General features: G+C 31.7%; 17 protein-coding genes. 8 read left to right on the top strand and 9 right to left on the bottom strand.

Features of this window, described 5'->3' with window-relative positions; all coding sequences use genetic code 11:
• Positions 1–4 precede the first annotated feature (4 nt).
• The 6 genes from ruvA to AB2B44_RS02715 form a co-directional block, all read right to left on the bottom strand.
• Positions 5–586, bottom strand: coding sequence for a Holliday junction branch migration protein RuvA (gene ruvA, locus AB2B44_RS02740; protein WP_369048015.1), 582 nt, complete (start codon positions 584–586; stop codon positions 5–7).
• 52 nt (positions 587–638) lie between these two features.
• Positions 639–2,933, bottom strand: a complete 2,295-nt coding sequence (locus AB2B44_RS02735; protein WP_369048014.1) for an NADP-dependent malic enzyme — start codon at positions 2,931–2,933, stop codon at positions 639–641.
• Between the two features lie 108 nt (positions 2,934–3,041).
• Positions 3,042–4,757, bottom strand: coding sequence for a glycosidase (locus AB2B44_RS02730; protein WP_369048013.1), 1,716 nt, complete (start codon positions 4,755–4,757; stop codon positions 3,042–3,044).
• A 28-nt stretch (positions 4,758–4,785) separates the two neighbouring features.
• On the bottom strand, positions 4,786–5,724 hold the full coding sequence (locus AB2B44_RS02725) for a carbohydrate kinase family protein (protein ID WP_369048012.1): 939 nt from the start codon (positions 5,722–5,724) through the stop codon (positions 4,786–4,788).
• 30 nt (positions 5,725–5,754) lie between these two features.
• Positions 5,755–7,101 carry an MFS transporter gene (locus AB2B44_RS02720; RefSeq protein WP_369048520.1) on the bottom strand — a complete coding sequence of 449 codons (1,347 nt, stop codon included), beginning with the start codon at positions 7,099–7,101 and terminating at the stop codon, positions 5,755–5,757.
• A gap of 103 nt (positions 7,102–7,204) precedes the next feature.
• Entirely contained in the window at positions 7,205–9,829 is a 2,625-nt protein-coding gene (locus AB2B44_RS02715) for a TonB-dependent receptor (RefSeq protein WP_369048011.1), read from the bottom strand.
• A gap of 157 nt (positions 9,830–9,986) precedes the next feature.
• On the opposite strand from AB2B44_RS02715, the gene AB2B44_RS02710 reads away from it, so the two are divergent.
• Entirely contained in the window at positions 9,987–11,009 is a 1,023-nt protein-coding gene (locus AB2B44_RS02710) for a LacI family DNA-binding transcriptional regulator (protein ID WP_369048010.1), read from the top strand.
• On the opposite strand, the gene queG is transcribed toward AB2B44_RS02710, so the two are convergent.
• Entirely contained in the window at positions 11,006–11,932 is a 927-nt protein-coding gene (gene queG, locus AB2B44_RS02705; protein ID WP_369048009.1) for a tRNA epoxyqueuosine(34) reductase QueG, read from the bottom strand. The two genes, AB2B44_RS02710 and queG, sit on opposite strands and share 4 nt — an antisense overlap.
• Positions 11,933–12,053: 121 nt before the next feature.
• Here queG and AB2B44_RS02700 point away from each other — a divergent pair, with 121 nt between their 5' ends.
• Both AB2B44_RS02700 and AB2B44_RS02695 read left to right on the top strand, forming a co-directional pair.
• Complete coding sequence (locus tag AB2B44_RS02700) at positions 12,054–14,654, top strand: AsmA-like C-terminal region-containing protein (protein ID WP_369048008.1); 2,601 nt, start codon at positions 12,054–12,056, stop codon at positions 14,652–14,654.
• A 106-nt stretch (positions 14,655–14,760) separates the two neighbouring features.
• Positions 14,761–17,223 (top strand): DUF5686 and carboxypeptidase regulatory-like domain-containing protein, encoded by a 2,463-nt coding sequence (locus tag AB2B44_RS02695; RefSeq protein ID WP_369048007.1) that lies wholly within the window; start codon positions 14,761–14,763, stop codon positions 17,221–17,223.
• Positions 17,224–17,338: 115 nt separating this feature from the next.
• Here AB2B44_RS02695 and AB2B44_RS02690 read toward each other — a convergent pair whose 3' ends face one another.
• Complete coding sequence (locus AB2B44_RS02690; RefSeq protein ID WP_369048006.1) at positions 17,339–18,322, bottom strand: FAD:protein FMN transferase; 984 nt, start codon at positions 18,320–18,322, stop codon at positions 17,339–17,341.
• Between the two features lie 118 nt (positions 18,323–18,440).
• Between AB2B44_RS02690 and AB2B44_RS02685 the strand changes: the two genes are divergently transcribed.
• From AB2B44_RS02685 to tsf, 5 genes are all read left to right on the top strand, one after another.
• Positions 18,441–19,307 carry a flagellar motor protein MotB gene (locus AB2B44_RS02685; protein ID WP_369048005.1) on the top strand — a complete coding sequence of 289 codons (867 nt, stop codon included), beginning with the start codon at positions 18,441–18,443 and terminating at the stop codon, positions 19,305–19,307.
• 351 nt (positions 19,308–19,658) lie between these two features.
• The gene (gene rplM, locus AB2B44_RS02680; RefSeq protein ID WP_369048004.1) at positions 19,659–20,114 is read left to right on the top strand and encodes a 50S ribosomal protein L13; all 456 of its coding nucleotides are present in this window, start codon (positions 19,659–19,661) and stop codon (positions 20,112–20,114) included.
• A complete protein-coding gene (rpsI, locus tag AB2B44_RS02675) occupies positions 20,114–20,500 on the top strand; it encodes a 30S ribosomal protein S9 (protein WP_369048003.1) in 387 nt (128 codons plus the stop codon). The genes rplM and rpsI overlap by 1 nt, the downstream gene beginning before the upstream one ends.
• Before the next feature lie 119 nt (positions 20,501–20,619).
• Positions 20,620–21,417, top strand: coding sequence for a 30S ribosomal protein S2 (rpsB, locus tag AB2B44_RS02670; RefSeq protein WP_369048002.1), 798 nt, complete (start codon positions 20,620–20,622; stop codon positions 21,415–21,417).
• A 69-nt stretch (positions 21,418–21,486) separates the two neighbouring features.
• Complete coding sequence (tsf, locus tag AB2B44_RS02665) at positions 21,487–22,308, top strand: translation elongation factor Ts (RefSeq protein WP_369048519.1); 822 nt, start codon at positions 21,487–21,489, stop codon at positions 22,306–22,308.
• Between the two features lie 60 nt (positions 22,309–22,368).
• On the opposite strand, the gene rsgA is transcribed toward tsf, so the two are convergent.
• Entirely contained in the window at positions 22,369–23,310 is a 942-nt protein-coding gene (gene rsgA, locus AB2B44_RS02660) for a ribosome small subunit-dependent GTPase A (RefSeq protein ID WP_369048001.1), read from the bottom strand.
• Positions 23,311–23,314 lie beyond the last annotated feature (4 nt).

The raw sequence follows: 23,314 nt of genomic DNA, 5'->3' as shown, positions 1-23,314 counted from the left end.
TTACTTATAGGTTTTTTAGTGCTTTTTTTATCAATATTTCTACTGAAGCATCAGGTGCTTCTTTTAAAATATTACCAACTACTTTCTCGGCTTGTTTTTTATTAAAACCTAAAACCTCTAAAGCAGATAACGCTTCTTCTTTGTTAGTATTGCTTTTTACTGCCGAAACTTCATCTATAGCAAAAGTTTTTAGTATTTTGTCTTTCAAATCGACTATAACACGCTGTGCTGTTTTAGCCCCAATACCTTTTGCAGATTGAATTACAGCGACATTTTCTGATGCAATTGCCTGTTGTATTTCGTCACCTGTCATTGAAGACAACATGGTTCTAGCCGTTGTGGGGCCTACACCAGAAACAGAAATTAATAATTTAAAAATAGCTCGTTCGGTTTTGTTTATAAAACCAAATAAGGTGTGTGCATCTTCTCTAACGGATAGGTAAGTGTAAAAAGTTACGGCTTCGGTATCAGGGATAGCCGAAAATGTATTGAGCGAAATATGTAATAAATAACCCACGCCATTACAATCTACTACTACATGTGTTGGGTTTTTTTCAATTAATTTACCACTAATTTGTGTTATCATACATTACCGTTTCAAGACTTCTAAAGTAGAAAAAAAAATTCTTTTTTAAAATTTAGATAGCTGCTTCTTTTTTTAATATACGTTCTCTGTTTTGAGCGTCAACTACTGCAACAGCTGCCATATTTACCATTTCATCAACACTAGCACCCAATTGTAAAATATGAACGGGTTTGCTCATGCCTAATAAAATAGGACCGACAGATTCTATTTCGTTAACCTCTTTCATTAGTTTGTAGGTTATGTTTGCTGATTCTAAATTAGGGAATATCAATACGTTAGCTCTTTTGCCATTTAATCTTGAAAATGGAAATTCTTTAGCTAATAAGTCTGGATTTAAAGCAAAATCTGCTTGTAGCTCACCATCGACTACTACATTAGGAAAATGTCTGTGGATATATGAAACGGCTTCTCTAATTTTTGTAGAGCTTTCAGATTTTGATGATCCAAAATTAGAAAATGATAGCATCGCAACATTTGGTTTCATTCCAAACATTTTTGCTAGCGATGAGGTTAGCTGTGTTATTTTTGCTAAATCTTTAGCAGATGGGTTTATATTGATAGTGGTGTCGGCTAAAAATAAAGGTCCTTGTTTAGTAAGCAATAAATTGGTTGCGGCTATACGAGTAACCCCTTTATCTCTTTCTATTAGTTCTAATATGGGTTTTAATACCGACGGGTAAGGTCTAGAATATCCTGTAATTAAGGCATCGGCTTCGCCTAAATTTACCATCATAGCTGCAAAGTAATTGCGTTCTCGCATTAATTTTTTAGCTTCTAATAAGGTAATTCCTTTACGTTGTCTAGATTTCCAAAAAATTTCTCCAAAACGATTTTTACGCTCGTTTTCTTCATCCGTTTTTGGGTCTATAATAGGTACATCTGCTGTAAAGCCTATTTCTTCTTTTAGCTCTAAAATAACTTCTTTTCTACCCAGTAAAATAGGTTTTCCTATTTTTTCTTCTTCTATTCTCTGAGCGGCTTTTAATACATCTAAATGGTCGGCTTCTGCAAAAACTACTCGTTTAGGGTTTTGACGGGCTCTATTGTGTATTAATCTCACTTCTTTGCTTCCTGTGCCAGATCGTTCCATAAGTTCTTCACGATACTCTTTCCAATCGGCAATAGGTTCTTTTGCAATGCCAGAATCCATAGCGGCTTTAGCAACAGCAGGGGGTATTTCGTATATTAATCGAGGGTCAAATGGTTTCGGAATAATATAGTCTTTACCAAACGATAAACTAATTTCATCATATACAATGTTTACTTGCTCGGGTACCGATTTTTTAGCTAGATCTGCTAATGCTAGTACGGCAGCCATTTTCATTTCTTCGTTAATTTTGGTGGCACGTACGTCTAACGCTCCTCTAAAAATAAAAGGAAAACCAAGTACGTTATTTACTTGATTAGGATGGTCAGAGCGTCCAGTTGCCATTATAATATCGTCTCGTGTATCAACGGCTAAATCGTATGCTATTTCTGGTTCAGGGTTTGCCATTGCAAATACAATGGGGTTTTTTGCCATTGCTAATAACATTTTAGGGGTAACCACATTTCCAGTAGATAACCCAATAAAAACATCGGCATTATGCATGGCTTCTTCTAATGAGCTAACGTCTTTGTCAGTAGCAAACTCAGCTTTTTGAGCATTTAAATTTTCACGACTTTTTTTAATAACACCTTTACTGTCGCACATTACTAAGTTTTCTCGTTTAGCACCTAAGGCTAGGTATAAACGTGCACAAGAAATTGCTGCTGCACCAGCACCATTAACTACGATTTGAACTTCATCAATTTTTTTACCGTTTATTTCAAGAGCATTTTTTAGGGCTGCTGCTGAAATAATAGCAGTACCATGTTGGTCGTCGTGCATTACGGGAATGTCTAATTCTTCTTTTAATCGACGTTCAATTTCAAAGGCTTCGGGGGCTTTAATATCTTCTAAATTAATACCTCCAAATGTTGGTGAAATTGCTTTTACAGTTTCAACAAACTTATCTACATCGGTACTGTCTATTTCGATGTCGAAAACATCAATATCTGCAAAAATTTTAAAAAGTAAACCTTTTCCTTCCATAACAGGTTTAGAGGCTTCAGGACCAATATTTCCTAGACCTAAAACAGCGGTTCCGTTAGATATTACGGCAACTAAATTTCCTTTAGAGGTGTATTTATAAACGTTGTTTTTGTCTTTGTCTATTTCTAAACAAGGCTCTGCTACCCCAGGTGAATAGGCTAGTGATAAATCGTGTTGGGTTGCGTATTTTTTTGTAGGAACTACAGCTATTTTACCTGGTTTTGGTTTTGCATGATATAGTAGGGCTTCATGCCTTTTTCTAGAATCACTCATAAGTTTACTATTCTAATATTACAGCTTACAAATATAGGGTTTTAGTAATAAGATAAAACGGATAGTTATTCTTTTTAAAGTGAAAGAAAGTAGTTTGGTATAAGTTTATTAAAAAGTTAAGGTTTTATTTATTCCTGATTTTGTATAAGTAATGGTAAAGCGGTACGTTGTTAAGTTGGCTTTTAACTGGGCAAAACTTTTTTGATTAGACCAAGTAATGTTTAATTCGTTTTCTGCACAGGGGTTTATTTTTATTTTTCCAGAAAAAGCTTTTAAGGTGTTTTTTAACTGCATAATTTTAAGCTGGTTTATAACAATGTTTTGTTTAAGACCCGCTTCGATGTTTTTTTTTGACAGGGTAGTTCTATTTATTTCTTTATGAGCGGCACTGCCACCTTTGTCTGCAGCAAGATAATTGTTTTTGCCAGCAAAAATATCTAAATACCAAACTTGTGCTATGCCCGGAACAAACATTTGAATAGCTCTTGCTAATAATAATTTTTCTTCACTTTCGCCTAGTGCGCTGAAAAAGGTTGCATTTACTTGGTAGTACGAAATTTTTTTCCCTTCGGGGCTGTATAGGTTTTTTACTCTTCCGCCACGTTTAATAATTAGGTTTATTATTGTTTCTATTTCTTCGTCTTTCAATAACCCTTTGTTGTAATTTCCGTTTATTTCTTTACCTTTTAAATCAAGTACAGGAATTCCGTCATGACATCCCAGCATGTTAACGGTTTTATATTTTTGTTCTATAATTTCGTTAATCCAATTTAAAAGTGCTTTATTAGAGGCTGTTTCTAGTGTGTGAATCATGAGCCCTGGCAAGAAAAAATCGTAAACATGATACCCTTTTTCTGCAACTTGATTGTGTAATTTTGCGCCATATTCTGCATGAATTTCAGGCAAAAGCATAAGGTTGTTTTTAGAGGCAATTTTTTTTATTTTTTTTAAATATTGCCAAGTGCCAGGGGTATTAAAAAAATTAGTTTGCCCAACTTCTTTATGTAAATATGCAAAGGCATCTAAACGAAGTATTTTACACCCGTAGTTGTTAATTTTATTGAGGGTTTCGGTATAAAATTTCCAAACTAAGTCAGACTTGGCATTTACATCCATTTGTCCTAATAAGGTAGCATTAGCCTTTACAATTTTTAAAATTTGCGTTTTATATTGGTTGAGTTCGTTAAAATCGATGCTAGCTATATCTTTATTTTGGTCAATAGCGTTATTTATTTTTTTACAGAGGTGTGATTTTTGTGTTCCGTTTAACTGTGATATTACTAGTTTTTCAGGAGTAATTTTTTTATATTCAATTTGTTGGTAAAAGGTGTTCCAGTAAGGTTTTTCAGTTCCGTCTGGAAAAGGAACTTTTAAAATAGGAAGCCCAGACTTTCTCATAAATAATTTATTGAGAAATTCTTTTTTTGGAATCACAATTCCTTCATCATTAATGGTTCCGTTATTTTTCCAAAACTCATTCCAATTAATAAAAAAGTTTTTAAATTCAGAATTTTCGCCATTTTGTAATAAATCTTTAAACTGAGGTGAGGCAACAGATAAGTGATTTAAAACAATATCTAGTTTTAATTCGATGCCGAGGGTTTTTAAGGTTTCTAAATCGGTTTTTGAAACTAAGTTTTTGTTAAGATTGTAATCTATAATAGAAAATCCTCTGTCTAAATCACTATTAAAAAAAGTAGGTAATACATAAAACAAAGAAAATACATTTTTAAATTCTTTTTTTTTAAGCATTGCTATAGTGTCAGAAAGTGTTTTTCCTATACTATCTGGATATGCATTTAGCATTACACCTTGAGTAATCATAATTTTACGTTTCTAGTTTGGGTTAATTTTATAGTAACTCTGATATAATATTGATATTGCTAGGTAACCGACCTATATTTTGTAGTTTTAAAGCAGCTAGTTTTAGAGCTATTTCTAAACATTGTTTTATTGGTTTTTTGTTGATATAAGCATATAAAAAACCAGACCAAAAAGCATCTCCAGCACCAGTTGTATCGATTACCTTTTCTACTTTTATAGCAGGTAATGTTATAATGTCGTCTCCTTTTTTTGATAATTTAACGCCATGGCTACCTAGAGTAAGGCATACGATTTCTACACCTTGGTTATGAAAAAAATCAAAGATTTCTTTATGGGGTAATTTTTTTTCAAAAAGGCGATACATATCATCTTCGCTAATTTTAATTAGGGGGTTAAATTTGCAGTATTCTTTAATTACAGTCAAGGCTTCTTGCTGACTGTTCCACAATTTTTTTGCATAGTTAAGATCAATGCTTAACTGGCAACCCAAATTAAAGGCTTCATTAGCCTTTTTTAAAATAGTGGTTTGTGCAGGTTGTTTGCTTAAGGCAAAACAAGTGGTATGAAATATTTTTGTTTTTAAAAGTAATTCTTTCGGTATTTGATGTTCTAAAATTTCAGAATCAGCTCCTCTGTAAGGAATAAAATCAGGAGTTCCTTTAGATTTAGATATAAAAATTACGCTTGTGTTTTTAAGATTTGTTTTTTTTAAATGTTTTGTGCTGATGTTGATTTCTTCAAATTTTTTAAAAATATAGTCTCCAAAACCATCATTGCCAACAGTAGCAATCATAATTGATTGTAACCCCAGTCTAGAAGTGTTCATGGCTACATTTGCAGGAGAACCGCCTAGATATCGATGGTAATCTTTAGTATTATTGATAAGTACATTTGTTTGATGACCAATAAAATCTACTAAAACTTCACCAACACATAAAATATCTATGTTTTTTATATTCTGTGTCAAAATTATTTATCTTAAGGGTTTATGTTATAATTAAGAATTGGCTTTAATTGAATTATTTTGAATTTCGGTATTTGCTTTTGGTTGTTTAAGCCGTAGGGCTAGTACGCCAGATATTAAAAAAAAGAATCCGCCAAATAAAATAGCATTTACCGCACTGTTTTTTAAAAAAAACTTCATTACAGGGCCAAAAGTTACTGTTTGAATTCCCATCGGAATTACAATCATCATATTTAAAATACCCATATAAACGCCACGTCGTTCTTGTGGTACAATTTTCGAAACCATAGTGTATGGAATGCCCATCATAGCTGCCCAACCAATGCCAAATAAAATCATTGGCAGTAGTACAAACAAAGGGTCGTGTATATAGGGTAGGCTAAGCATGGCGACACCCGTTAAAAAAAGACTTAAAACATATACTTTTTTGCCGCCAAATTTTAATGTTAACGGCACTAAAACTAAAGCAAAAATTATTGTTGAAACATTATAAGTGGTGTTCATTTTGGCAGCTTGACTCAAAGCTTCTGATTTATTAAATCCAATATTTTCTTCAAACATTGGCGCAATAAATTGCCAATAAATAAAAAGGGCGTACCATTGAAATAGATAAACCCCCGAGAGTTTCCACATAAATTTAGGCATATCTTTAATGGCTACAATAATTTCTAAAAAAGGCCTTTTTATTCGGTCTAAAAGAGGTAGCGCTTTCTCTTTTTTAATGTCTTCTAATTCTTTATCAGATGGTGGAATTTCAGGTGTTTTTAAAACAGACCATAAAATAGTAGCTACTGATAATATGGCGCCTATAAAAAATGAATAATAAAGCCATTTGGGTATGCCTGTAGTTGAGTTGTTTTCAACGTCGACGCCGCCAAACCAATCTTGAAAAAGAAATATTGATGCATTTGCCAATACTATACCAGCCCCAACAAATAGGCTTTGCATTTGGTAACCAAAACTTAACTGGTTGTTAGGTAGTTTGTCACCAACAAAAGCACGATAAGGTTCCATTGCCATATTGTTGCCAACATCTAAAATCCATAATAACCCTACTGCAAACCAAAGCGAAGGGCTAAAAGGGAAAGCAAATAAACACAAACTGCCTATTAATGCGCCAATTAAAAAAAACGGTTTTCTTCTTCCCCAACGAGGAGACCAAGTTTTATCGGAAATGGCACCGATTATAGGTTGAATAATTAAACCTGTTACGGGGCCTGCAAGATTTAATAAGGGTAAGTCGCCGTGATTGGCGCCTAAAAATGAAAAAATAGGATTTACTGCGGTTTGTTGTAAGCCAAAACTATATTGAATACCTAAAAAACCAACATTCATATTAAATATTTGCCAGAAACTTAAATTTGGTTTTTTTATCATGATTTATATGCAATTTAGAGAGTGCGTTATTTAAAGAGCCAATGAAAGTAGTGTCATTGGCTCTACTATTTTTCTTTTAATTCAAAATTTATTTATCAAGCATTAATTAAAATGTATATCGTACTCCTAAAGATATAGATTTTCCAGGAACAGGTCTAGCTCTAACATAGTTTACTTGACCTTCTGTTATACTACCTTCTTCTGATTCTGTAATACCTAAGGTGTCAAAAATATTGTTTGCAGATAAATTAGTGCTTAAATTTTGAGTAATTCCAACATTTAAAAACCCATTTATGATAACAAAACCAGGCATTACTAATTTGTTTTCGTCTTGAGCAAATGCTTTACTTTGTCCTATAAAACTTAAACCTAATAGGTTTTGATTTTTGGCTCCAAAACTATACGTAGGTATTACGTTATAAATAAATTTAGGTTGTCTTCTTGGAGTGTTCCCTTCAAGGCTACCCGAATTAATTTTAGCATTAGTATACGTTAAACCACCTCTCATACCAAATTTATCACTGAGTTTATATGAGCCCTCAAGTTCTACCCCCATCGATTTATAGTCGTTTTCTATAATACTGTTAGATGTTGCTTCAAAGCCACCTTGTTCTTGGGTTTTAGCATAAAACAATGTTGCGTACAAAGCTCCGTTTTCAAAGCCTTTTTTATAACCAAGTTCTGCTTGATTAATAAAGTCTAGAGCGTTTATTTTATTGCCATCAAAGTAATCTAATCCAGAAAATAAAATTCTGTCAGCTTTAGCAGAAGCTCCTCTACTATATCTTGCAAATAAGGCTTGTTTGTCGTCTAATTTATAATTTGCGCCAAATGAGTATGAAACATAGTTGTAATCGTAGTTTACTGCTGTAGGATTTGCATTATCAATCGCAGAAACACTTTTTTCTGGGTTTGAAATATTACCGTCGTTATTTACATCAACGGTGGTTTGTACAGTTCCAGCAAAAGAACCATCTACTTTACCTCTGTCAAAACGAATACTTCCGTCTATATTAAGTCTGTCAGAAGCTACAATAGAAACGCTTGCGTATGGAGCAGAAACATTGTATTGAGTGTCGTAATTTCTTGTACAGCAGTTACCCCAAAAAGGTACTCCGTAGGCATATAATCCGTTATCGCTTAATGCATTGTTGCTTGCATCAAAAGCATTTATTAGTCTTGCTTTATCATCACTTACTTCTTGTAAATAAGAGTTCCATAACCAAGACATTGATATGTTTTGCATTGATTTAAAGTACCCTATTGTAACATCAATGTTTTCAAAAGATTTTGTAAGCTTAAAATCATTCATAAAGTTATTGAAGTTGTTTAATTCTACATCAAACATGTGTATTCTAGAAACTAAACTATTTGCAGATACGGTAGAATTATCGTTAGCGAATTTTAATGTTGTTCCTGCGCCAAAAGAATTTCCAATATCTGTGGCTGTAGCTACTTGAGCAGGAAAAGGAGAAACAAAATTTCCATTATTTACAGAAAACCGCCCATTGTTTTTTATTTTCCATCCTTCACCTAGGTCAAAAGAAGCATCTAGTCCTATAGCGGTAGAAACAGGGTTCATTCCGTCTTTTACAAAACCTCTTCTTAGTTGTCCGTCAGCACCTAAACCAATATTTTGTGTTAAATAAGGTGTGTGTGATGTGCCTTTGGTGGCACTAAAATTTGGTGCGTCTTCCCAAGTTGGGTCGCTGTTTGTTCCAGAAACTGCGATAGGCATTGGTAAATATGCGGCTGTTTTGTCATTTAAATATTTTGCGCTTAATCTTACATAACCACCTTCGAACTCTTTAGTAATATTAAATTTAAACTGACCTCCGTTGTTTGCGGTAAATCCAGTTTCACGTATGCCTTCTCCAACTCTATAAAAACCGCCTAGATGAAAATAAAGATTTTCGTCAATAGAGCTGCCATAGTTAAAATCTGTTCTAAGAGAATTGTAGTCTAGCCCAAAAGTTGTTCCTATAGAACCGCCACTAACTTTGCCTGTTTTGCTTATAAGGTTAATAATTCCTCCTGGTGAATTAGAAGATTCTGTTGATGCTGAACCTCCTCTAACTGCTTCGATTCTAGAAATGTTAGAGTCGAAACGTGTAAAGATATCGGCAGTTGCAAAAGAGATGTCGCCAAATAATAAAACGGGTAATCCGTCTTCTTGTAATTGTACGTATTTTGATCCTCCTGATGAAATAGGTACCCCTCTTACAGCAATATTAGAGTTACCTTCGCCACCTGAAGATTCTGACCGTATTCCAGGGATAGTTCTAAAAATTTCAGCGGTTGTTCTTGGAGCCGACTCAGTAATTACATTCGGCTTCATGGTGGTTATAGATACGCTTGATTCTAATTTAGACTTTGGATTTGTTACCCCAGTTACGATAACTTCATCTAATGATTCTGAATTTTCTTTAATAGTAGCATTTACAGTAATGTTACTAGAATTTATGGTTACTTGTTGGGTGAAATTATCAAAGCCAACATACGAAGCAACTAAAGTATATGTTCCGTTACTTACATTTTTAATTTCGTAATTACCATCAATATCAGAATTTGCTCCTAAAGAGGTTCCTTTTAAATATACATTTACTCCAGGAATAGCCTCTCCGTTTAGGTCTTTTACTGTACCAGAAATTGTCGATTGCCCTACTAATGTTACAGAAGTAAGTAAAAATAACATAATCGCTATTTTTTTTATTTGCATTATTTTTTCCATTTTATTATTAATTTAGTAAATAATTGGTTAATGTTTTAAGGCTAATTTAACATTAGATAATAAATAATAGTTTATTTTTTTAATCGAAAACGTTTTCGATTTTACGAAAACGTTTTCGATTTTTTAATTATATTAGCAATTATTATTAAATTTAACTATGGCGGTAGTAACCTTAAAGCTTATTGCAGAGAAATTAGGAATTTCTGTAACTACAGTTTCTAAAGCACTAAAAGATTATCCTGATGTAAGTAAGAAAACAAAAAAAATGGTTAAAGAAACCGCAGCAATGTTAAATTATAAGCCTAATTCGTTTGCGGTTAATTTAAGAACTAAAGAATCGAAAACTATTGGGCTAATTATTCCAGAGATTGTACATCATTTTTTTTCTAGTGTAATAAAAGGAATTCTTTCACAGGCTGAAAAAAAAGGATATTTGGTAATTATACTTCAGTCAGGAGAATTATATGATTTAGAAAAAAAACAAATAGATTTATTGTTAAGTAAACGTGTTGATGGGATATTGATTTCTTTAGCCAATGGTACTGCCGATTATAGTCATATTAATTCAGTTCTTGAGCAAGAAACGCCTCTTGTTATGTTTGATAAAATAGCAAAAATTGTAAAATGCTCTAAAGTGATTATAGATGATAGAAAAGCGGCTTATCAAGCTACTCAACATTTGATTGATATTGGTTGTAAAAGAATAGCTCATTTTAGAGGGCCTTTATTGCCTCAGAATTCTATTGATAGATTTTTGGGCTACAAACAAGCAATAGTTGATAATGGGTTAACTTACGATGCTTCTTTAGTGTATGTTTTAGATAAGATGAGTTTTGAAGAAGGTGGGTTTTACGCTAGACAACTTTTAAAAGACCATAAAAATGTAGATGGTATTTTTATAAATACTGATTTGGTGGCTATTGGTGCTATAGCAGAGTTTAATAAATTGGGAATAAAAATTCCTGAACAAATAAGTATTGTAGGGTTTAGCAATTGGTTTATGTCTTCGGTAATATCGCCATCTTTAACTACAATAGATCAACCAGGGTATGCTATGGGAAAAAAAGCATTTAAATTGCTTTTAAAAGAAATTAATAATAAAAAGAAAAATAAATCGATACAATTTAAAGAGCTTGTTTTAGATACAGATTTAGTAATAAGAAAATCTACAAAAAGCTAATCTTGTAAAAATTGAATATTTCTTTGTAAACCTAAAAATTTTGCTCGCTTAACGGCTGATTTTTTAAATACTTTTTTAAAAGTTTCTTCGGTAATTTCTTGCCAGTCTTTTTTTGTAAACGCTAGCATGTTTTCTTTAGCATTAAATAAAGGTTCGTTGTGGGGTTTTGAAAAACGATTCCAAGGACAAACATCTTGACAAATGTCGCAACCAAAAATCCAATTTTCCATTTTATTTTTAAATGTTGTGGGAATATTTTCTTTCAGTTCAATAGTTGCATAAGAAATACATTTGCTGGCATCTAATGTGTTGTTGGGTAAAATGGCTTGGGTAGGGCAGGCGTCAATACATTTGGTGCAAGAGCCACAATGGTTGGTGGTAAAAGGGGTGTCGTATTCGAGTTCTAAGTCAATAATTAAGTGAGCTAAAAAAAAGAATGAACCTTGTTTTTTTTGAATAAGTAAGGTGTGTTTTCCTGTCCATCCTAACCCCGACTTTTTTGCCCAAGCACGCTCTAAAACGGGGGCGGAGTCTACAAATGCACGTCCATTAACGTTGCCAATTTTATCGCGAATAGTACTTAATAATTCAAATAATTTTTTTTTAATGATTGTGTGATAATCTTCTCCGTATGCATATTTTGCAATTTTATAGCTGTCTTTTTTTTGAGCGTTTTTAGGAAAATAATTATAACTTAATGAAATTACCGATTTTGCGCCGTCGACCAATAATCGGGGGTCAAGACGTTTGTCGAAATAATTTTCCATGTAGCTCATTTTTCCGTGAAACCCATTGGTAAGCCATTTTTCTAGTCGTGGAGCTTCGTCTTCTAAAAAATCAGCTTTTGCAATGCCGCAATCTAAAAAACCCAAACGTTTTGCTTCGGTTTTAATAAGGTTTGAATAGGTTTGCTTTTTTATCAAGATATACGGTTTTATCGATGCAAAATTACCAAAACAAAATTTATAATTATCTTCACTTTTTATTTGTAAATAATTATTGAACTTTGTTCGTTAATTATATGTGTGGTAAATTTTAGTCATTATGAAAAAGATATATAAAATAATACTAGGGGTTGTTGTTGCTTTTCTAATTATTCTTATCAGTGTTCCGTTTTTGTTTCAAGATAAAATAATGGATTTGATAAAAACAACTATTAATAATAATGTAAATGCACAAGTTGATTTTAGCAACTCAAACCTGAGTTTACTTAGAAATTTTCCTAATGCATCGGTACAACTTTCTAATATAACGGTAATTAATAATGCTCCTTTTAAAGGCGATACTTTAGTTTACGCCAAAGAAGTAAATTTAAAATTTAAACTTACCGAGCTTTTTAAAAAAACGTCAGAGCAATTACATATTCAATCTTTTTCGGTTGATAATGCTTTAGTAAATGTATTAATTAACGAAAAAGGAGAGGCTAATTATAATATAGAAAAAGTAGCTGAAGCAGAAGATACTAAGCCAGAAAGTCAAACTCCTTTTACGTTTTCTCTCAACTCGTATGCAATTACAAATTCAATAATTAACTATAACGATAAACAAAGTAAATTAAATTTTAAATTAGCTGATTTTAACCATAGTGGTAGCGGTGATTTTTCTCAGTCAAATTCAGAATTAAACACAAAAAGTACGGCTTTGGTTTCTTTTGCAATGGATGGAAACGCGTATGCTAAAAATCAAAAAATAGAACTAGATGCGGTTTTAGGAGTAGATTTAAATAACAAGAAGTTTTCGTTTTTAAAAAATGAAGCAAAAATTAATAACCTTCCGTTAGTTTTTGATGGGTATGTTCAAATAAACGACAACAATCAAGAAGTTAATGTTAATTTTAAAACACCTTCATCAGACTTTAAAAATTTTTTAGGGTTAATTCCTGAAACATACACAAAAAATATTGCTAATGTAGCTACCTCTGGAAACTTTAGTGTAAATGGAAAAATAAATGGAATTATTGATGATAATCACATTCCGAAACTAACAATTTCAATGAAATCTGATAATGCATCATTTAAATATCCTGATTTACCTAAAAGAGTTGAAAACATACGTATAGATGCAGAGCTAAAAAACACAACGGGTAAAACCGAAAATACTTTTATGGCGGTTAATAATTTGTCGTTTAAAATAGATGAAGATGTTTTTTCTGGAAATGGAAAGGTGTATAATTTAACAACCAATCCTAAAATAGATGCTGACTTAAAAGGCACATTAAATCTTGCTAATATTAATAAAGCATATCCTATCGATTTTAAAAATGAGTTAAGCGGAATTTTAAAAGCAGATTTACATACACAATTTGATGTTAAGGCGATTGAGAATAATACCTTAGAGCGTATTAAAAATAACGGTAAAATGGAGGTTCATAATTTTGTTTTTTCTTCAAAAGACATGGTAAACCCGATACATATTAAAAATACAGAGGTTAATTTTACTCCAGGTCGTGTTTTATTGTCAAAGTTTAATGCTACTACAGGTAAAAGTGATTTAAATGCAACGGGAACCCTAAAAAATTTATTAGGTTTTTTACTTTCCGATAACAAGCTGCAAGGTAATTTTACGGTAAACTCTAATAATTTTTATGTGAGTGATTTTATGGAAGAAAATACTGATGCTGTTGATAATAAAAAAGAATCCACTCAAAATAATGAGCCCACAGAATCATTAAAAATTCCTGCTTTTTTAGACTGCTCTATAATTGCAAATGCCCAAACGGTACATTATGATAATTTAACTTTAGAAAAGGTAAAAGGAGAATTGATTTTAAAAGATGAAAAAGCTCTTCTAAAAGATGTAGATGCTAATATTTTTAACGGTCAAATAGGATTAAATGGAGAGGTGAATACCCAGCAAAAACAACCTACCTTTAATATGAAGTTAGGTGTTAAGTCGTTTGATATAGCACAATCGTTTACAGGGCTAGAATTACTACAGGTGTTGAGCCCTATTGCAGGGGCAATGAAAGGAAAATTAAATTCAGATATTACTTTGTCGGGAAGTTTAAATAGCGATTTTACGCCAAATCTTGCTTCAATTTCTGGAAATGCCCTAGCAGAATTGTTAACCACGAGTATTCGTACAGATAAAACAAAAGTATTGAGTTTGTTGAGCGATAAATTATCGTTTATAGATTTAACTAAACTTGATTTATCGGATGTTAAAACTTATGTGTCATTTAAAAATGGACAAGTAGCGGTAAAACCTTTCAATTTAAAATATAAAGATATAGGGATTACTGTTGATGGTAGTCATGGGTTTGATAAAACCATAAACTATAATGTAACACTTAATGTGCCTGCGAAATACTTGGGTAATCAAGTGCAAGCATTACTTTCAAAATTAAGTGCTAAAGACCAGCAAAATATAACCGTGCCAGTTACTGCTGTTATTACAGGAGATATGACAAATCCTTCTGTAACAACAGATTTATCTTCGTCAATTACTAAGTTAACTCAAAAATTAATTGAGCAACAGAAAAAGAACTTAATAAATAATACTTTAGATGGATTATTAGGAAATAAAAAGAAAGATAGTTCAACCACTAATACTACAGACATAAAAACACAAACGGTTAAAAAAGTGACTGATGTAATTGGTGGTTTATTTGGCAAAAAGAAACAAAAAAAAGATACGGTTAAGTGATGTTGTATGGTGTGCTCTTTTAATAAATAATTATATATAATTTAATATTTCTTAGATATTTAGCATAAAGTTTTTTAGCTATGTTTGTTATTGCTAACTTATGTCTATGAAAAATATAACCGTATTATTTTTAGTATACTCTTCATGTGTTTTTTGTCAACTTAAAGGAAAAGTTACTGATGTCAAAAACCATCCACTTTCTTTTGTAAGCATATATTTAGAAAACTCCATTACGGGTACAACAACGAATACGAGTGGAGATTACGAATTAACACTTTCAAAAAAAGGCACATATACCTTAGTTTTTCAAATGTTAGGATATAAAACCATTAAAAAAACAGTTGAAATTAATTCATTTCCTTACATATTAAATGTTGTGTTAAACGAACAAGAAGTTGTGTTAAATGAAGTGTTAGTTTCGTCGAAAGAAAATACTGCAAATAAAATTATTAGGAAAGCGATTGCTAATAAAGATAAAAATACAGATAAATTTGCTGCATATACCGCCGATTTTTATTCTCGCGGATTGTTTAGGGTAAAGAACTTTCCTGAAAAATTTTTAGGGAAGGATGTTGGTGATGTGGGAGGGGGGCTAGATTCTACTAGAAGTGGTGTGGTATATTTATCTGAAACAGTTTCAAAAATTGCTTTTCAAAAAAAGCCTCATCATTTTAAAGAACATATTATTGCCTCGAAAGTTAGCGGAAAAGATAACGGAATTTCTTTTAATCAGGCAGAAAGTGTAAATTTTAACTTTTATCAAAATTCTTTTACGTTAGCAAATGTTAAAGTAATTTCACCAATAGCCAACGGAGCTTTTGGGTATTATAATTATAAATTAGCAGGTGTTTTTTACGATAAAAATCAAAGGTTAATTAATAAAATTCAGCTGTTACCTAAACGAAAAAACGATCGTGTTTTTAGTGGGTTTATTTATATTGTTGAAGGCGATTGGGCTGTTTATGGAGCTGATGTTATTATTACAGGTGCTCAAATAAGTACACCTATGGTTGATTCGTTACATATTAAACAGAATTATAATTTTTCGATAAAAAATAAGGCATGGGTGCCTATAACTCAAACTATTGATTTTAAAGCAGGTATGTTTGGGTTTAATTTTAATGGGCGTTTTTCGGCAGTGTATTCTAATTACAATTTTAATACTAAGTTTACTAAAAATACTTTTAATAGAGAAATACTTTCGTTTGCTAAAAATGCTACAAAAAAAGACACAGCGTATTGGAATAAAATACGACCTGTTGCTCTAACGGCAGAGGAACTATCAGATTATAAATTAAAAGACAGTATTAAAACGTTTAGAGAGTCTAAAAAGTATTTAGATTCTATCGATGTGAAAAACAATAAGTTTAAACCGTTTGATATTCTTTCGGGTTATACCTATAAAGATTCTTATAACAAGTGGTCGATAAAATTTTTATCACCTATTGAAAAACTAAATTTTAATACGGTACAAGGTTGGAATTCATCTGTAGGAATTAAGTATCTAAAATCATTTAATAAGAAAGAGAACCATATTGCTTTTGGTGCCGATATTAATTATGGTTTTTCAGAAAAAAAAGTGCGTTCTACAGCTTATTTTAATTACCAATGGAATAATATAACAAAACCCTTTTTAACTATTTCAGGAGGAGTTGCTACGCCGCAATTTAACTCAAAAAAACCAATTTCTAAGTTTTGGAATACGATAAGTTCTATAGCATTTGAGCGAAATTATTTAAAAATTTATGAAAAAACCTTTGTTAAAGCTTCTTTTTCAGAAGAGGTTACTAATGGAATACAGATGTTTTCTTCTTTAGAATTTGCTAATAGAAAACCTTTGTATAATACTACCGATTATGTTATGTTTCCTCAAGCTAATGTAGATTATACATCTAACAACCCACAAGAGCCAAATAATTTTACTTCGGCATTTACGCCACATCATATGTGGATTTTTTCTTTGGGAGCAAACATTAATTTTGGGCAAAAATACTTGTCTTATCCTGATGGAAAATATAATCTTATTAATCGCAAATACCCATCGTTGTATATTGGTTATAAAAAGAATTTTGGCTCAGGTAATACTCAATGGAATTCTGATGTTGTTTTTTCGCAACTATATCAACAGGTTAGCTTGGGTAATTGGGGTGAGTTTACATATAAAACAAAAGCAGGGTTGTTTTTTGAAAAAAAAGATATTCCGTTTATAGATTATGCTCATTTTAATGGTAACCGTTTGTTAGTTACTTCTAAAAATAATTATGTAAATAGTTTTTATATGCTTCCGTATTATAAATTAAGTAGTAATGATAAGTTTTCAGAATTGCATGGAGAGTATAATTTTAAAGGAGCATTGTTAAGTAAAATGCCGTTGTTAAATAGGTTGAATTTTTATTTGGTTGCTAGTGCTAAAGGATTGTTTACTGCAAAAAATAAACCATATACTGAATTTGCCATTGGTTTAGATAATATAGGTATTGGTAAATGGCGTTTTTTACGGCTAGATTTTGCTCGTTCTTGTTTTAATGCGAGGTATGAAAATCGAATACTTTTTGGGGTTAAATTTTAATATATACTTACTAAATAACTGTAAAAATGCATTTTTAGAAAGCTGTGTTAAAGTTTTTATTTCGTAACAATTAAATAAAGCTTGGTTTTGCAGGCGTTCTAATTTTTATCAGTACTTACTCAGGAAACCCGTTTAGATTTAGTGTTTTTAATGTTTTGTTATTGTCTTCAAAAATAAAATAGACTTGTAGCTCAGGGTGTGTTTTTAAAAACTCCGTTACTTTTTTTATACCCATTGCTTGAAAAGCCGTTGCATACCCATCTGCTACCATGCAGTTTTTTGCGATTACGGATACACTTAAAACATTGGTTTTGCTTGGGCTGCCTGTTAGAGCATTTATAATATGTGCATAGCGATTTCCGTTTTCATCAACTTTAAATTTTCTATAGGTGCCAGAGGTTGCCATTGCGCAATTTGTTAAACTAATAATTTTAGAATAGCTTTCGGTACCATCAAATTTGGGGTCGTCGATACCAATTTTCCAAGAAGATTTTTTTTTGTTGTTTCGTCCTTTAACTCGAATTTCGCCGCCAATTTCAACCACATAATTATTGCATTGCTGTTGTTCTAAAAAATTAGCAATTACATCTACCGCATATCCTTTTGCTATAGCATTAAAATCGATAAATGTTCCTTTAGGTTTTGTTATTTTATTATTTATAAGCTGTGTTTTATTAAGCCCTACAAATTGTAGTAAGCTGTCGCGCTTTAAGCTATCGATGTGCTTAATTTTTTTTCCAGAACCAAATCCGTATGCATTAACTAATGTGCCTATTGTTGGGTCGAAAACACCTTTCGTTTCAGTATATATTTTTTGAGAAGCCTTGTATACATTTTTAAAATAAGTATCTACCGAGTCAATTTCATTTCTATTAACTTTTGAAATAATAGAGTTGGTTTGATAATTAGACATTGACTTGTTTAGTTGGTCAAATAAATGGTCTATTTGTTTTTGATAGTTAATGTTTGAATCGTAAATAAGGGAGTAACTTGTACCAAAAACACCTCCTGTTAATCGTGTTTGTTTAACTTCATTTTTTTTACAAGAAGTAGTTATAATAGTGATAGCTAGAAAAAATAGAATATTAATTTTTTTCATGGTTATGATAGTGTAAGTTTGCAAAAGTAATACATAAAATTATCATAAAATATTAATAAATACGGTATTTATAAACTCATTTTATTACTTTTGAAAACTAAAATCTAATAACTACAAAATGAAAAAAATAATCTTTTTATCAGTTTTTGCAATAATTGCGACTTCGTGTGCTTCTAAAAAAGAGTTTGAAGCGTTGCAAGCAAAATATAATAGAGCGGCAAAAGAATTGGTAAATACTAAGGCGTCTTTACAAAAGTGTTTAATTGATAAGACTACAGGAGCAACCAATGTTTCAGGTTTAGAAGGAAAAGTAGAATTGCTTGAAAATCAAGTAAAAGATTTAAAAGCAGATAAAGCTCAGGCAGTTAAGCAAGTTGAAAATCTTACGGTTTTAACCCAATCGGCAAGTGATAATATTAAAAATGTAGTATCGCAATTAAGTGAAAAAGATAAATATATTAATGGGGTTAGAGATGCAATGTCTAGAAAAGATTCTATTAATTTAGCACTTGCTTTTCACTTAAAGAAAGAATTAGATGCAGGTATTCAAGATCATGATATTCAAATTAATGTAGAAAAAACAGTAGTGTATATTTCTATTGCTGATAAATTATTATTTAATAGTGGTAGTGCTGTTGTTTCACAACGCGCAAAAGAAGTGTTAGGTAAAGTGGCAAAAGTGGTAGCTACTAAACCTGAGATGGAAGTGCAAGTAGAAGGCTATACTGATAACGTGCCAATTTCTAACAGTTGTATTAAAGATAACTGGGATTTAAGTGTAAAACGAGCTACAGCTGTTGTTAGAGTATTGCAAAATGATTTTTCTATTGACCCAGGTCGTTTAATTGCGGCTGGACGTTCAGAATATGTTCCTATAGAGTCTAATGACACTGTTGATGGTAGAGCAACAAATAGAAGAACAAGAATTGTTATTTTGCCTAAGCTAGAACAATTCTTTGAAATTTTAGAGCAAAAACCAGAATAATATATTTAAAAATATAACAAAAAAAGACCGTCATAATTGATGGTCTTTTTTTGTTTAATATTATTGTGCTTGATGTAGGTAATAATTAATCTAAAAAATAAACAAAATTGCCTTTAATTTTTCAAATTAATTTGATTCATTCAAAACAATATTGGTTTAGGGTTAATTTGCTTTTAATGAGGTAGTTATATTTGTTCTTAGTGTTTCTAAAAATCTAAAAAAAATATTTTTTACGTTCAATAAATAAATAAGAATAACAACGATTTGTTAATCAAATAAATAGTTGTACATTTGCAGACCTTTTTTAAGGGTAATAAAAATAATTAATAAACAAAAACTAAGCGTGTAATTATGAACACATTAAGTTACAAAACAGTATCAGCTAATAGCGCCACAGTAAATAAAGAGTGGGTTTTAGTTGATGCGGACGGGCAAACGTTGGGTCGTCTAGCTTCTAAGGTAGCAAAGCTAATTAGAGGTAAATATAAACCAAATTATACTCCTCATGTAGATTGTGGAGATAATGTGGTAATTATCAACGCAGAAAAAATTAACCTAACAGGTAAAAAGTGGACTGATAAATCATACATCCGTCACACAGGTTATCCAGGAGGTCAAAGATCGTTAACTGCAACAGAGATGTTCGAAAAAGATCCTACGAGATTAGTAGAAAAAGCAGTAAAAGGGATGTTACCTAAAAACAGATTAGGTAACGCATTATTCAAAAACTTATATGTATATGTTGGTGCTGAGCACGCACAAGAAGCTCAAAAACCAAAAACAATTAACCTTAACGATCTTAAATAATGGAAACAGTACACAAAATAGGTAGAAGAAAAACAGCAGTTGCTCGTGTTTATGTTTCAGAAGGTAAAGGAAACATTACAGTAAACAAGAGAGAGTTTAAAAGTTATTTTACAACTCCTACTTTACAATATAAAGTTCAACAACCATTAATGTTAACTGAAAACTTAACTAGTTACGATGTAAAAGTAAATGTATATGGTGGTGGTGTTACTGGGCAAGCAGAAGCTGTTCGTTTAGCAATTACTAGAGCTTTAGTAGAAATTAACGAAGAAAATAAAGCTGTCTTAAAACCAGAAGGTTTATTAACACGTGATCCAAGAATGGTAGAGCGTAAAAAATTCGGTCAAAAGAAAGCACGTAAGAAATTCCAGTTCTCTAAACGTTAAAATAAACGTTATAGAACGGATAATAATAAATCAATTTTTAACCGTTTAGCATCTAAATGGATAAGACTCGAAAGACTACTTAACCATTGCTATAAACAGAAAGTAAACACATTTTAAAAATGGCAAACATTAACATTCAAGAATTATTAGAAAGTGGCGTGCACTTTGGTCACTTAACCAGAAAATGGAACCCTAACATGGCTCCGTATATTTATACAGAGCGTAATGGTGTACACATTATCGATTTATATAAAACGGCAGCTAAAATAGAAGAAGCTTCTGCTGCACTACAGAAAATTGCAAATTCTGGACGTAAAATTTTATTTGTTGCTACAAAAAAACAAGCAAAAGATATTGTTGCAGAAAAAGCAAAATCTGTAAGCATGCCTTATATTACAGAAAGATGGCCAGGAGGTATGTTAACAAACTTTGTTACTATTCGTAAAGCCGTAAAAAAAATGGCTTCTATTGATAGAATGAAGCAAGATGGATCTTTTGATGCCTTATCTAAAAGAGAAAAATTACAAATTAACCGTCAACGCGAAAAATTAGAAAAAAACTTAGGTTCAATTTCTGATATGACTCGTTTACCAGGAGCTTTATTTGTAATTGATGTGAAAAAAGAACACATTGCTATTGCTGAAGCACAAAAATTAAATATTCCAATTTTTGCTATGGTTGATACCAATTCTGATCCAAGACCTATTGATTTTGTAATTCCATCAAACGACGATGCTTCAAAATCAATTAACAAAGTATTAGAGTATGTAGCAGCATCAATTTCTGAAGGTTTATCTGAAAGAAAAGCAGATAAAGAAAAAGCTAAAACAGAAAAAGAAACTGCAAAAAAAGCAGCTAAAGAAACTGAGGGTAATACCGAAAAAGTAGCGGCTCAAACATCTGCAGAAAAAGAATAAATTATAAATGTATAACTGTTGTAATGTTGTGCTCAACATTACAACACCATAACTATAATAATTATGAACATGGTTAAAATAACCGCTTCAGACGTAAAAAAATTAAGAGAAATTACTGGTGCTGGCATGATGGATTGCAAAAAGGCATTAGTAGAAGCAGAAGGCGATTTTGATAAAGCAATCGAAATTTTACGCAAAAAAGGACAAAAAGTAGCAGCAAAAAGAGCTGATAGAGAATCAACAGAAGGAGCTGCTATTGCAAAAGTAAACAAAGACCACACCGTTGGTGTTTCTATAGTATTAGGTTGCGAAACTGATTTTGTAGGGAAAAATGAAAGCTTTGTAAGCTTAGCAAATCAATTAGCTGAATTAGCGTTAAACTATGCTTCAAAACAAGATTTTTTAGCAGCTGATTTTGAAGGAATGACCGTTGCTGATAAATTAGTTGAACAAACAGGTGTTATAGGTGAGAAGTTAGACATCAATGCTTTTGAAAAAATAGAAGCTCCTTATGTGGGGTCATATATTCATGCAGGTAATAAAATAGCTACATTAGTAGGTTTGTCTGCAGCAGTAGAAGGTGCTGATGTTGTTGCTAAAGATGTAGCAATGCAAGCTGCAGCTATGAATCCGATTGCCTTAAATGAAGACGGAGTAGATGCGGCTACTATAGAAAAAGAAATAGAAATTGCAAAAGAGCAATTACGTTCAGAAGGAAAACCTGAAGCAATGCTAGATAATATAGCAAAAGGAAAAATTAAACGTTTCTTTAAAGATAATACTTTAGTAAATCAAGCATTTATTAAAGATAGTAAAATTAGTGTTGCAGATTATGTAAAATCTATAGGAAATGTTTCTGTAACTGATTTTAAACGAGTTGCTTTAGGGTAATTTATAAAAGAATATGACTAGTTCTAAAAAACCATCCATTTTTTGGATGGTTTTTTTATTTTACTCCCAAAGGTCGGTACGATAATGTGTCTGCTCTTCTTCCATAATTTGAAGATAGCTTTTATACCTTGACCAAGATACTTCTTCATTTTCTAAGGCGTCTTTTACGGCACATTGAGGTTCGTTTGTGTGAATACAATTGTTAAATTTACACTGGGGTTTTAAAGCCAAAAATTCCGGAAAATAATCACCTAATTCGTTTTTTTCGATATCTACTACTCCAAAGCCTTTAATACCAGGGGTGTCAATAATTTGCGCGCCAAAAGGCAAATCAAACATTTCGGCAAAAGTGGTGGTATGTTGTCCTAATTTGTGTTGTTCAGAAATTGCTTTGGTTTTTAAATCTAAGCTAGGCTCAATAGCATTTAATAAAGTAGTTTTTCCGACTCCCGAATGTCCTGCAAACATGCTTACTTTGCCTTTCATTTTTTCTTTAATGAGCGATATGTTTTTATGTTCAAGAGCCGATATTTCTATACACTCATAACCAATAGGCTCGTATATGTCTTTTAAGTATAGCACTTCGGCACGTTGCTCAATTTCATAAGTGTCCATTTTATTAAAAACTAAAATAGTTTTTATAGAGTACGCTTCTGCAGTAACTAAAAAACGATCAATAAAAGTAGTAAAAGTGGTAGGGTTGTTTATGGTAATTAGTAAAAATACTTGGTCTATATTTGCAGCAATAATATGTGTTTGTTTTGATAAGTTTACCGATTTACGTACAATAAAATTTTTTCTATCATAAATATTCGTAATTACTCCTGTTTCTTCATCGTTGTTCGTTTCAAGCAAAAAATCTACTTTATCACCTACCGCAATAGGGTTAGTTGTTTTAATGCCTTTAATTCTAAATTTGCCTTTAATTCGGCATTTATATAAGGTATTGTTGCTTTTAATCCAATACCAACTTCCTGTAGATTTATATACAATTCCTATCATATTT

The sequence above is a fragment of the Tenacibaculum sp. UWU-22 genome (genome assembly GCF_041021355.1).
Classification (GTDB): Bacteria; Bacteroidota; Bacteroidia; order Flavobacteriales; family Flavobacteriaceae; genus Polaribacter.
This window is presented reverse-complemented; position numbering and strand designations above follow the sequence as displayed.